The sequence below is a fragment of the Rhodoferax fermentans genome (genome assembly GCF_002017865.1).
Lineage (GTDB): Bacteria > Pseudomonadota > Gammaproteobacteria > Burkholderiales > Burkholderiaceae_C > Rhodoferax > Rhodoferax fermentans.
Genome location: NZ_MTJN01000002.1, coordinates 2,209,978 through 2,221,832 on the forward strand (window position 1 = coordinate 2,209,978; position 11,855 = coordinate 2,221,832).

Below are 11,855 nucleotides of genomic sequence, written 5' to 3' on the forward strand. Positions count from 1 at the left end.
GGCCTGCTCAACAGCCTGCCGCTTGGGCAGGCTGCGTGATCACTTCACCTGCAACAGGCTCTCGTCCCACTTGGCGTGTTTTTCCAGACCTGCCAGGTTGGCCACGGTGGCGGCAATGTTGGACAAGCCGGCCGTCGGGGTTTGGTTCAGCGCCAGCTTGCCACCGGTGACCTTGTCAAACAGGATCAGCGGCACCGGGTTCAAGGTGTGGGCAGTCTTGGCCTTGTAAGAGCCGTCCTTGTTCAAGGATGGCTGCTTGGTCTTTTTGTCGAGCTCGTACATCTCGTCGGCGTTGCCGTGGTCGGCGGTGATCAGCGCGACGCCGCCAGCGGCTTCAATGACTGGCAGCAGGCGCGCCAGGGCCAGGTCAACGGCTTCGACAGCCATGGTGGCGGCGCGGAAGTTGCCGGTGTGGCCGACCATGTCGCCGTTGGCAAAGTTGCAGCGCAGCAGCTTGTACTGGCCGCTTTGGATGGCGGCGATCATGGCGTCGGCGATTTCGGCCGACTTCATCCAGGGGCGTTGCTCAAACGGCACCACGTCGCTGGGCACTTCTTGCCAGGTTTCGCCCTCAAACTTGTTGGAGCGGTTGCCGTTCCAGAAGTAGGTGACGTGGCCAAACTTCTGGGTTTCGGAACACGCAAACTGGGCCAAACCAGCCTGGCTGAACCACTCGCCCGAGGTGTCGCGGATGGCGGGCGGGGTCACCAGAAAACGCTCGGGCAGTTTCAGGTCGCCGTCGTACTGCAGCATGCCGGCATAGGTCACCTTGGGGGTACGCACGCGGTCAAAGCGGCTGAACGCCTGCTCAACAAAAGCACGGGTGATTTCAATGGCGCGGTCACCACGGAAGTTGTAGAAGACGACAGAGTCACCGTCTTCGATGGTGCCAATGGGCTGGCCGTTCTCGGCAATGACAAACTCGGGCAGATCCTGGTCGATGGTGCCGGGGTAGCTGGCGCGCAGGCCATTCACGGCGGCGGTGGCGTTGGCAAACTGCGGGCCCTGGCCCAGCACATGGGTTTTCCAGCCCTTTTCGACCATCGGCCAGTTGGCGTCGTAACGGTCCATGGTGATGTTCTGGCGGCCACCGCCGGAGGCAATGCGGGCGTCAAAACCATCGGTGCTGAGTTCGGCCAGAAAGGCTTCAAACGGCACCACATAGTCGAGCGCGCTGGTTTCGGGCACGTCGCGCCCGTCCAACATGGCGTGGATACGCACGGTTTTGACACCTTCGAGCTTGGCCTGGGCCACCATGGCCTTCAGGTGGTCGATGTGGCTGTGCACATTGCCGTCAGAAAACAGGCCCATGAAGTGCACCACACCCCGGCCGGCCTTGGCACCAGCCACGATCTGTTGCCAGGCTTCCCCTTGCCAGATCGATCCGTCGGCAATGGCGTTGGCCACCAACGCAGCGCCCTGGCTGTAGACCTGTCCGGCGCCGATGGCGTTGTGGCCGACTTCGGAGTTGCCCATGTCGTCATCGGACGGCATGCCCACAGCTGTGCCGTGGGCGCGCAGGCTGATGTGGGAGCATTCAGCAAACAGGCGGTCCAAGGTGGGCTTGTTGGCGGCGGCAATGGCGCTGCCTACTTCGAGTTTGGGGATGCCGTAACCGTCCATGACGATGACAACAACGGGGCCGGGCACGCCGGGGAAGGCAGAAAATTTTTGAAGCATGGTGGGTTCTGAAGTAAAAGTTCGGTGGATGCCTCGATTTTGCGACGCATCCCGGGCCAGGCCAGTTTATCGCTGGCCATCGGGTTAAAAAAACAAGCGGGGTACACAACGCAAGACTCCCCGCGCCTTGGCAGGCGAGGGGAGTTCTCGGTCAGGGCGCGTCGCTTGCGCTGAAGTCTTGCTTATTCCGCCTCAGACTCATACACCTCGCGGTAGGCGTTGCCATAGTAGCTGTGGATCAGCAGTTCCTTGAGTTCGCTGATCAGCGGGAAGCGCGGGTTGGCGCCGGTGCACTGGTCATCAAACGCGGCTTCTGCCAGGCTGTCCACCTTGGCCAGGAATTCGGCTTCGTTGACACCGGCGGCCTGGATGGAGGCAGGAATGCCCAACACTTTCTTCAGGCCATCGACCCATTCCACCAGTTTCTCAACGTGGTCGTGGTCGCTGGTGGCTTCCAGGCCAAGGTGTTTGGCGATCTGGGCATAACGCTCCACACCCTTGGGCCGGTCGTACTGGCTGAAGGCGGTTTGTTTGGTCGGGATGTCAGCGGCGTTGTAACGGATGACGTTCGAGATCAACAAGGCATTGGCCAGGCCGTGGGCCAGATGGAACTCGGCACCCAGCTTGTGCGCCATCGAGTGGCACACACCGAGGAAGGCGTTGGCAAACGCGATACCGGCGATACACGACGCGTTGTGGACTTGTTCACGCGCTTTCGGATCGTTGGCACCGTTGATGAACGAGGCTGGCAGGTAGTCCTTGAGCAGCTTGAGGGCCTGCAAGGCTTGTGCATCAGAGTACTCGTTCGCCATCACCGACACATAAGCTTCCAGCGCATGGGTCACCGCGTCGATACCACCCACAGCGGTGAGTGACTTGGGCATGTTCATGACCAGGTTGGCATCCACGATGGCGATGTTGGGGGTGAGTTCGTAGTCGGCAATCGGGTACTTCACACCGGTCACTTCATCGGTCACCACGGCAAACGGGGTCACTTCGGAGCCGGTACCGGAGGTGGTTGGCACCGCGACCATCATGGCCTTGAGGCCCATCTTGGGGAACTTGTAGATGCGTTTGCGGATGTCCATGAAACGCAGCGCCAGGTCTTCAAACTGGACTTCCGGATGTTCGTACATCACCCACATGATCTTGGCCGCGTCCATCGGTGAGCCACCGCCGAGCGCCAGGATCACATCAGGCTGGAAGGCGTTGGCCATCGACAGGCACTTGCGCACCACCGCCAGGGTCGGGTCAGCGGCCACTTCGTGGAAACACTCCACTTCCAGGCCTTGTTTCTTGAGGATGCGCACGGTGTCATCCACATAACCGTTCTCAAAAAGATAGCGGTCGGTCACGATCAGGCAACGCTTGCGGTCTGCCAGGTCTTCCAGGGCAATCGGCAGGCAGCCGCGACGGAAGTAGATGGATTTGGGGAGTTTGTGCCACAACATGTTCTCGGCCCTCTTGGCGACGGTTTTCTTGTTGATCAGGTGCTTGGGTCCGACGTTCTCGGAAATCGAGTTGCCACCCCAAGAACCACAGCCCAGAGTCAGGGACGGCGCCAGGTTGAAGTTGTAGAGGTCACCAATACCACCGTGTGAGGACGGTGTGTTGATAAGGATACGGGCGGTCTTCATCTTGTCGCCAAAGTAGGCGATGCGGTCACCCTGCAAATCCTGGTCGGTGTAGAGCGAAGAGGTGTGGCCAATGCCACCCATGGCCACCAAGGCTGCTGCTTTGCTGCAAGCATCAACAAAATCTGTGGCCTTGTACATGGCCAACATGGGTGAGAGTTTTTCGTGGGCAAAGGCTTCATTGGTTGACACATCGGTGACTTCACCAATGAGCACCTTGGTGTAACCGGGCACGGTGACGCCAGCCATGGCCGCAATCGTGATCGCCGATTGCCCCACGATGGCGCTGTTGAGTGAGCCGTTCTTGAGGATGACCTTGCGCACGGCTTCGGTTTCTTCCTGGCTCAGGATGTAGCCGCCATGTTTGGCAAAACGTTCACGCACCGCCTGGTAGGCCTGTTCCACAATGATGACCGACTGCTCGGACGCACAGACCACGCCGTTGTCGAAGGTTTTGGACATCAGGATGGAGGCCACCGCACGTTTGATGTCAGCGGTCTCATCAATCACGGCCGGGGTGTTGCCCGCACCCACACCAATGGCGGGTTTGCCGGAGGAATAAGCCGCACGCACCATGGCTGGGCCGCCGGTGGCCAGGATCAGGTTGATGTCTGGATGGCGCATCAGCTCGTTGGACAAGTCCACGGTGGGTTCGTCGATCCAGCCAATGATGTCGGCCGGTGCACCCGCTGCCACAGCGGCCTCCAACACCAGACGTGCTGCTTCGCAGGTAGACCTGCGGGCACGTGGGTGGGGCGAGAAGATGATGCCGTTACGTGTCTTGAGCGCGATCAGCGCCTTGAAGATGGCGGTGGAGGTGGGGTTGGTGGTGGGGACAATGCCGCACAGGATGCCAATGGGTTCGGCAATCGTGATGGTGCCGAAGTTGTCGTCTTCAGACAGGATGCCGCAGGTCTTCTCATCCTTGTACTTGTTGTAGATGTACTCTGACGAAAAGTGGTTTTTGATCACCTTGTCTTCGAGCACACCCATGCCGGTTTCCTGCACAGCGAGCTTGGCCAGCGGGATCCGCGCGTCGGTGGCAGCCAGCGCTGCGTTGCGGAAAATGGCATCCACTTTTTCCTGCGTGAAAGTCGCAAACAGTGCTTGCGCCTTCTTGACCCGCGCCACCAGTGCGTAGAGTTCTTCCTTGTTCGTCACAGCCATCTTGATTCTCCAAAACTGAAGTTAGTCACTCGCTGCCACCCCCAAAACACGTCGGACAGCGCGAGGGTTTTCTCAAAAACGCGCAAGTGATCTTGGCATACCGATGGATGAACAAGGCCTTGCATGAGCCAACAACACCTACCTCACTCTGTTTGTTTGGTGTGTGCTATTAGTTTGAGTATGGTCATTTTACACACATTAACGAACACATACGAACATTTGAAAATAGTTTTTGAAGTGCTTTGGGCCAAGGGCTCCGTTTCACAAACCTTCGGCGTAACAGAGGGTGATGCCGGCGGCCTTGGCTGCTGCCACGCCGTCAGGCGGCAGGCCGCGGTCCACCACCCAGCGGCTGACTCCTTCGAGAGGCACGATGGTGGCAAAAGACTCTTGCCCCCATTTGGCGCTGTCACAGATGGACACCACCGTCTTGCTGCGCGCCACCACCGCGCGCTTGACCGTGGCCTCGATCAGGTTGGAGTTGGTCCAGCCAGCGTGGCTGTCGACCGCACCCGGGGCCAGGAAGAACACGTCGATGTTGAGGTTCGCAATTTGTGCCAGGGCCACGGGGCCCACCGTGCTCAGTGCGTTCTGGTAGATGTCACCACCAATGAGCTGCAGCTGATACGGCGTGCGGCCCGCCAGTTCACCAGCGATGCTGATGCCGTGGGTCACGATGGACAGATCACTGACCTCGGGCAGGCCCTGGGCAATGGCGCGGGCCATTTCGCAGGCGGTGGTGCCCGCGTCCAGATACACCGTCTGGCCACTTTTGAGCAGACGTGTGGCCGCTCGCCCGACCCACTGCTTTTGTGCCTGGCCAAGGTCACGGCGCTGGACAAAGTCCACATCCCGGTTGAGCAGTACCGCGCCGCCATGGACCCGGCGCAGCAGGCCACGCTTCTCCAGCTCGGCCAGATCACGGCGCAGGGTCATTTCAGACGACTGGAACTGCGCTGCCAGCTGTTTGGTTCGGCACTCACCTCGGGCCGAAAGTACCGACATGATCAATTCTTGGCGATGGTCGGCCAGATGCTCAGCCATGGTGTCTCTTCCTGCAGTTTGGTGGCTGCTTGATAAGTTTGAAAATGTTCGTGTTGCAGAAAAGTCTCACAAATTCGAACACCCGCGAATTATCACCAAAAATGGCCGATTCGGCCACCTGTGCGGGCAGCGTCCGTGGCTTGAGTATGTTTGCGGCTGGGCATCTCAGCGGTGATGCGCCAGCCCAGCGCTCAGCTGGTGGTGGCCGTGGTGTCGCTGCAGACGGTGTTGCGGCCCGCCGCTTTGGCGCGGTAGAGTTGCACGTCAGCACGCTCGAGCAAGGCCGTGATCGATTCGCCGACCTGCCACGCCACCACCCCGGCACTGATCTGAATGGCTTCATTGGGGGCAGCCGGCATCTCTGCAATACGCAGGCGCAGGGTCTCGGCCACTTTCAGCGCCACCTCCATGGGGGTGTCCTTGAGCACAATCAAAAACTCTTCACCGCCCCAACGGCAGGCGATGTCAGAGGTGCGCAGGTTGGTTTGTAACAGCTGACCCAGATGGCGCAATACGCGGTCACCCGCCAGGTGGCCCAGGCTGTCGTTGAGCGCCTTGAAATGGTCGATGTCAAACAGGATGGCGGTCAGCGGCGAGTTTTGCCGTGTGGCCTCGCGCATCGCCTGCTCCAGCAACAGTTCAAGGGCATGCCGGTTGGCCAGCCCTGTCAGGCTGTCGGTGGCAGCCATCTCTTCGAGCGCCTTGTTGTAGCGGTTGAAGCTGATGTAGAGCAGCGTCAGCACCAGCAGCGTGACACAGGCACAGACCAGCAGGTTGAAGTAGAGCGCACGTTGCACATTGGAGACCGCCAGTTTGTCGTCTTTCACCACAAACAGCTGCCACTTGAGCTCGGGGATGTAGCGCACATTGACAAAGTGGTGAATGTCAGCACTCTCGTACTCGAAGCTGCCGCCCTTGCTGGCCAGGATGGTGTCGGCCAGATCCCGCAGGCCGGGGATGTCGCGGATGTTGCGCCTTTGCTCGCCACCTTCCTTGCTACGCCCGGCCAGCACAATGTCGCCGTCGCTGTTGGCAAAGTAGATGGTGCGACCAAAACGCCGTTGGTAGTCCTGGATGATGGCCACCACCGCATCCACCGTCAGCCCCACGCCGGTGGCACCGATGTACTGGCCCTGGTAGTCCAGCACCCGGTAGTTGATGAAGATGGTGAGCTTGTCACGGTTGGCCAAATCGGGGTCAACATTGATCTCGTAGGGCTCTTTCATCTGGCGCACCCGGAAATACCAGGCGTCGCGCGGCTCCTCAGGTGCCACGTGTTTCAGGACACCGTCGGCGTGGTAGTAGGTTTTGCTGGCGTCGGAGACAAAAAAAGCGGTGAAAGCGCCGTAGTGCGACATCACCTCCTTGAGGTAACGCGTCATCTGCCGGACGTCGCCCTCACCCTCAATGATCCAGTCGCGCAAAAAGGTGTCACGCGACATCATCGAAGAGATCAGTACCGGGCGCACCAGATCACGCTGGATTTCAGAATAGACGTTGTCCGAGGTCAGCGGCAGTTCGGTGTCGATGATCGCCGAGCGAATAGCGCCACGCGAGGAAAAGTAGCTGATCAGCGTGGTGGCCAGGAAGCCACAGCACAGCAGCAGGCAGACCAGTGCCATCAGTTTGCTGCGATCGGTGCCGCGTAGAGGTGTCATGCTTGTCAGGTCGAAAGTGATGGGGCCAAAGAGGGGACGCCTCGGAGGTGTTGTGCCAAGCGTACCCACTGACAACGGTCACCAAAGGCAGGTTCAAGTTGGCGCAATCACTGCTTGGCCACCCTGTATTCCCTGCGCGAACAGGCGGACGAGTTTACGTGCCGCTGAGCTTTTGTGGGCCTGCGGGGTTAAGGCCTGCGCCCGCTGCTGGGCCGGCCCACCCACTCAGCCACGGGCGAAGGCGGCCGCTTGTTGGAACAGGGCCTCACTCGGCCGTATCCCGGTGTACAGCACAAACTGCTCCACCGCCTGAATGGCAAACACCTCGGTACCGGTGATGACGGGTTTGCCCTGGGCCTGGGCGTAACGGATCAGAGGCGTGTCTGCGGGCAGGGCCACCACATCAAACACCACCTGGGCGCTTTTAATCGCCGACTCGGTAAAAGCCAGGGAGGACGCCTCCGCCCCACCAGCCATGCCGATGGGAGTGACATTGATCAGCAGCTGGGCCTGCACCTGCGCCATGTCGGGTCGCCACGCAAACCCATACACATCGGCCAACTGCCGCCCGGCCACCTCGTTTCTGGCCACAATGAAACCGTTCTTGAAACCCGCGTCTTTCAGGGCGCAGGCCACGGCCTTGGCCATGCCACCGCTGCCGCGCAGCGCAAACACCAGATCCGTTGGCACCTGGTGCTGGGCCAGCAGTTTGCTGATGGCGATGTAATCGGTGTTGTAGGCTTTGAGATGGCCCGCTGTGTTGACAAGGGTGTTGACGGAGTCGATGGCTTTGGCCGAGGCGTCGAGCTCATCCACCATCGGGATGCAGGCCTCTTTGAAGGGCATCGAGATCGCACAACCTCGGATGCCCAGCGCCCGCACCCCACCGATGGCGCCGGCCAGATCGGTGGTGGTGAAGGCTTTGTAGAGGTAGTCCAGGCCCAGCGCCTCGTAGAGAAAATTGTGGAAACGGGTGCCAAAGTTGCTCGGGCGCGCGGCCAGAGACATACAAACGATGGTGTCCTTGTTGATCTGTCGTGTCATGAGCGGATGGCCATTTCATCAAAGCGGGCGTGGGTTCTAGTTTAGGGTGTGCCAAACACCCCGTTCTGATAGACGGCATGACAACTAAAATTGACAGAAGATGGGCGGCCATGCGCTGTGTTGATGTCCCACAAAGACATCCCGGTCTTTGCTACCTAAGATCGCCATGCGGCGTGTTGTTGTGCCGTTAAAGGTATTTAATGCCTCTAGCCCTTATTTTATAAGGGCTGATAGCTACTGAATTTATAGTTAGGATGCCATGGCTGAGAAAACACCGTTCGAGGTTGCACGGGAAACGCTCAAGCAACTGAGCTTGCGCAAGCTGGCGCCCACCCCCTTGAACTACCAGAAGATCTACAGCGAGATCGCGCAGCTGCCGATGGAGCCACCGTTTCCGGTGGACCGCCTGCGTGACATTGCGCTGGCCCTGCCCACCAAAACACCGGGCCAGCAAAGGCAGCGGGGTTTGCTCGAGTCGTCGATCAACCAGCTCAACTGGGACGGGGTCAAGAACGCACTGATGGCCTATGGTGGTTTCAGCCCCCCGGCACCCGAGCCAGCCAAGGCGCCGGGCGGTGTGTCGACAGGCGCGTCCACGCTGCCTGTGCCCTTGGGCATTGAAGTCACCCCAGCCCCCGCCAGTGTCAGCGCCCCGGCACTGACGGCCGATTTTCTGGGCCAGATCGCGCGTTTGATCGAGTTCGCGTTGCCCGCGCTGGGTCAGGACGATGACCGTTTTGCGGAGCAGACCCAGACCCTGCTCAAGTCCTTGCGTGACCCCGGCGCGGATGTGGTGGCGGTCAAACAGGCGATTGGGCAATACAGCCACCGCCTGTCCTTTGCCGCCGAAGACCAGGCCGAGATCAAGACGGTGCTGCTCAAGCTGCTGCACCTGGTCATCGACAACATCAGCCATCTGAGCCTGGACGACAGCTGGCTCAAAGGTCAGGTGGATGCGGTGAAAGCCGCCTGTGTGCCGCCACTGACGCTGCGCCGCCTGGACGATGTGGAGGCCCGCCTCAAAGACGTGATCTTCAAACAGACCGAAGCCAAAAGCCTGGCGGTCCAGGCGCAGGAAGAGATGCGCCAGATGCTGGCCACCTTCATCGAGCGTCTGGCTGCCATGTCGCAGTCCACCACCGGTTTTCACAGCCAGCTGGAGGAGAGCGCCAAGCTGATCGAGCAGGCCCGCAGCATCACCGACATTGCGCCGGTACTCAAGGAGATGGTGGCAGCCACCCGCACCATGGCCAAGGACAGCCAGGCCGCGCGCGACGAGCTGCAGACCATGAAACAGCGCGCCGAAGCCACCGAGGCCGAAATCAGCAAATTGCACCAGGAGCTTGACCGCGTCAGCGCGCAGGCACGCCACGACCCCCTCACCGGCGCCCTCAACCGCCAGGGCCTCGAAGAAGCGGTGACACGTGAAGTGGCCAAGGTCAAGCGGCAGGACACCCCTTTGTGCATGGCACTGCTCGACATCGACAACTTCAAAAAACTCAACGACACCCTAGGCCACGGTGCGGGTGATGCCGCACTGACCCACCTGGCCAGCGTGACACGTGAGGTGATGCGCCCACAAGACACCCTGGCGCGTTACGGTGGTGAAGAATTTGTCATCCTGCTGCCTGACACACCGCTGGACAACGGCATTGAGGCCATGACCCGGCTGCAGCGCGAACTCACCAAACGTTTTTTCCTGGCCGGTACCGAGAAGGTGCTGATCACCTTCAGCGCCGGTGTGGCGCAACTGGCGCACGGAGAAACCGGACCCCAGGCCATCAAACGCGCCGACCAGGCCATGTACCTGGCCAAACGCGCCGGCAAAAACCGGGTGCTTGGCGCCTGACCCCCATTTTTTTAAGGACTGAACCATGGCCATGTTGACCCTGATCGCGGGTTTGATTTTGTTTTTGGGTGTGCACTCGGTGCGCATCTATGCCGACGACTGGCGCACACGCCAACAACAAAAGTGGGGCGCAGATGCCTGGCGTGGCATTTATGCCGTGTTGTCCCTGGCTGGCCTGGTGTTGGTGATTTATGGCTTTGGCCTGGTGCGCAACGAGCCGGTGTGGATCTGGATTCCGCCCATGGGCATGCGCCACGCGGCCTCGCTGTTGAACCTGTTTGGCTTCATCTTGCTGGCCGCAGCCTATGTGCCGGGCAACGCCATCAAGGCGCGGGTTTACCACCCGATGGTGGCCGGTGTGAAACTGTGGGCCGTGGCACATTTGATGGCCAATGGCAACCTCGGGCACCTGGTGTTGTTTGGCAGTTTTCTGGCCTGGGCGGTAGCGGACTTCATCTCCGCACGCCAACGTGACCGGCGCAACCCGCCAACCTCGGCCCCAGTCACCAAGCTGAGCGCGACCCTGATCACCGTGGTGGTGGGTGTGGTCGCCTGGCTGGTGTTTGCGTTCTGGCTACACGGCCTGCTGATTGGCATCAAGCCCTTCGGTTAAGCCCTTATTTGATGTCCATGAAGTACTGGATCAGGTACTTTGCGGCAAACCCCACAAAACCAAAGGCCAGCCCGAGAAACATCACAAAGGTGCCAAATTTGCCGGCCTTGGACTCCCAGGCCAGCTGGCCAATGATGAACAGCATGTAGAGGATGAAGGCACCGATGCCAAAGGTCATGCCAAAGTTGCTGATCTGTTCTTCGGTAAAGCCCCACATCAGCGTGTCTCCCGATGGTCAGTGGTGATCATGTTGCCGGGTTGGCGCATCACACCCGCCTGGGGCGCTGTGGTTTGGCTGGGGAAAGGGTGATGGGGCATGGTATGGGTCACTGAAGTCCGGCGCTGTCTGGCCAATGCAGCATGTTGCCATAAGCCTGCCCGCAAGCCCTTGCCCACCCAGAAAGACCGCGAGCGGCACGTGCTCATGACACATGCCGCTCGCGGTGGTCTCTCAGAAATGGCTGCAAACCCGTCGGTCACCTAGCTCAGGGTTTGGCAGCGGGTGCCGGGCGGAAGCCCTTGCGGTCACCGTGTCCATGGCCTGGCAGGGCCACTGCGTCAAACACCTTTTGCTGCTCCGGTGTCAGCGCGGCATAAAACGTCCGGGTGGCTTCGTCGTGTTTGGTCATGGCGGCGGTCATGGCCTTCTGATGTTCCTCACGCAAGGTTTTCATCTTGTCCAGGCGCTCAGGCGTGGTCAGCTTGGCCATCTCGACCGGGTCAGGGCGTTGCAGGTTGGCAGCAGGGGCGGCAGGCTTTCTGGCATCCACAAAACTCTTCCAGGCGCCTTCCTGGGCCGGGGTGAGTTTGAGTTGAGCCTTGAGCACGGCGTCACGTTTTTCCATCATGGCCTGCATACGGGCCGGGTCCATCTTGCCCATGCGGTCATGCCGCATGCCCATGCCAGGACCCATGGCCGGGTCACACTGGCCACCCATCGGGCCTTGGGCGTAAACCGCGCCGGTCACGGCCAGCAAACCGGCAATCAGGGAGAGTTTGAGATTCGTTTTCATGATGACTTCCTTTGGGTTAAGCCTCTGACCTGAAAGCGGCATCGGCGTGAAAAGAAGTATCTGCGTCGCATGTAAGCCAGCGATATCACGTGCAACAAGCTATGTAAAGTTGCATGAACCTTGGGCCCCGGATTTGATGGGATGATTGCGGGT

At 60.0% G+C, this 11,855-nt stretch carries 9 protein-coding genes; 2 read left to right on the plus strand and 7 right to left on the minus strand.

From position 1 onward, the window contains the following. Positions 1–39 precede the first annotated feature (39 nt). From gpmI to RF819_RS10475, 5 genes are all read right to left on the minus strand, one after another. Positions 40–1,680: a 2,3-bisphosphoglycerate-independent phosphoglycerate mutase gene (gene gpmI, locus RF819_RS10455; RefSeq protein WP_078364931.1), complete on the minus strand. Its 1,641-nt coding sequence runs from the start codon at positions 1,678–1,680 to the stop codon at positions 40–42. A 182-nt stretch (positions 1,681–1,862) separates the two neighbouring features. Further along, positions 1,863–4,481, minus strand: a complete 2,619-nt coding sequence (adhE, locus tag RF819_RS10460) for a bifunctional acetaldehyde-CoA/alcohol dehydrogenase (RefSeq protein WP_078364932.1) — start codon at positions 4,479–4,481, stop codon at positions 1,863–1,865. A gap of 261 nt (positions 4,482–4,742) precedes the next feature. Beyond that, a complete protein-coding gene (locus RF819_RS10465) occupies positions 4,743–5,525 on the minus strand; it encodes a DeoR/GlpR family DNA-binding transcription regulator (RefSeq protein WP_078364933.1) in 783 nt (260 codons plus the stop codon). A 191-nt stretch (positions 5,526–5,716) separates the two neighbouring features. Beyond that, positions 5,717–7,183, minus strand: coding sequence for a sensor domain-containing diguanylate cyclase (locus RF819_RS10470; RefSeq protein ID WP_078364934.1), 1,467 nt, complete (start codon positions 7,181–7,183; stop codon positions 5,717–5,719). 225 nt (positions 7,184–7,408) lie between these two features. Next, positions 7,409–8,227: a shikimate 5-dehydrogenase gene (locus RF819_RS10475; RefSeq protein WP_078364935.1), complete on the minus strand. Its 819-nt coding sequence runs from the start codon at positions 8,225–8,227 to the stop codon at positions 7,409–7,411. A gap of 259 nt (positions 8,228–8,486) precedes the next feature. Between RF819_RS10475 and RF819_RS10480 the strand changes: the two genes are divergently transcribed. After that, positions 8,487–10,076: a sensor domain-containing diguanylate cyclase gene (locus RF819_RS10480; RefSeq protein WP_078364936.1), complete on the plus strand. Its 1,590-nt coding sequence runs from the start codon at positions 8,487–8,489 to the stop codon at positions 10,074–10,076. A gap of 25 nt (positions 10,077–10,101) precedes the next feature. Further along, positions 10,102–10,689: an NnrU family protein gene (locus tag RF819_RS10485; RefSeq protein ID WP_338109570.1), complete on the plus strand. Its 588-nt coding sequence runs from the start codon at positions 10,102–10,104 to the stop codon at positions 10,687–10,689. A 4-nt stretch (positions 10,690–10,693) separates the two neighbouring features. On the opposite strand, the gene RF819_RS10490 is transcribed toward RF819_RS10485, so the two are convergent. Together RF819_RS10490 and RF819_RS10495 are read right to left on the minus strand one after the other, a co-directional pair. Continuing rightward, positions 10,694–10,906 (minus strand): DUF2788 domain-containing protein, encoded by a 213-nt coding sequence (locus RF819_RS10490; RefSeq protein WP_180126019.1) that lies wholly within the window; start codon positions 10,904–10,906, stop codon positions 10,694–10,696. Positions 10,907–11,174: 268 nt separating this feature from the next. After that, complete coding sequence (locus tag RF819_RS10495) at positions 11,175–11,702, minus strand: Spy/CpxP family protein refolding chaperone (RefSeq protein ID WP_143541673.1); 528 nt, start codon at positions 11,700–11,702, stop codon at positions 11,175–11,177. Positions 11,703–11,855 lie beyond the last annotated feature (153 nt).

What these genes read in the sequence shown, in the direction of transcription:
- gpmI (WP_078364931.1), bottom strand. Translation starts at nt 1,680, where the DNA reads ATGCTTCAAAAATTTTCTGCCTTCCCCGGCGTGCCCGGCCCCGTTGTT.
- adhE (WP_078364932.1), bottom strand. Translation starts at nt 4,481, where the DNA reads ATGGCTGTGACGAACAAGGAAGAACTCTACGCACTGGTGGCGCGGGTC.
- RF819_RS10465 (WP_078364933.1), bottom strand. Translation starts at nt 5,525, where the DNA reads ATGGCTGAGCATCTGGCCGACCATCGCCAAGAATTGATCATGTCGGTA.
- RF819_RS10470 (WP_078364934.1), bottom strand. Translation starts at nt 7,183, where the DNA reads ATGACACCTCTACGCGGCACCGATCGCAGCAAACTGATGGCACTGGTC.
- RF819_RS10475 (WP_078364935.1), bottom strand. Translation starts at nt 8,227, where the DNA reads ATGACACGACAGATCAACAAGGACACCATCGTTTGTATGTCTCTGGCC.
- RF819_RS10480 (WP_078364936.1), top strand. Translation starts at nt 8,487, where the DNA reads ATGGCTGAGAAAACACCGTTCGAGGTTGCACGGGAAACGCTCAAGCAA.
- RF819_RS10485 (WP_338109570.1), top strand. Translation starts at nt 10,102, where the DNA reads ATGGCCATGTTGACCCTGATCGCGGGTTTGATTTTGTTTTTGGGTGTG.
- RF819_RS10490 (WP_180126019.1), bottom strand. Translation starts at nt 10,906, where the DNA reads ATGTGGGGCTTTACCGAAGAACAGATCAGCAACTTTGGCATGACCTTT.
- RF819_RS10495 (WP_143541673.1), bottom strand. Translation starts at nt 11,702, where the DNA reads ATGAAAACGAATCTCAAACTCTCCCTGATTGCCGGTTTGCTGGCCGTG.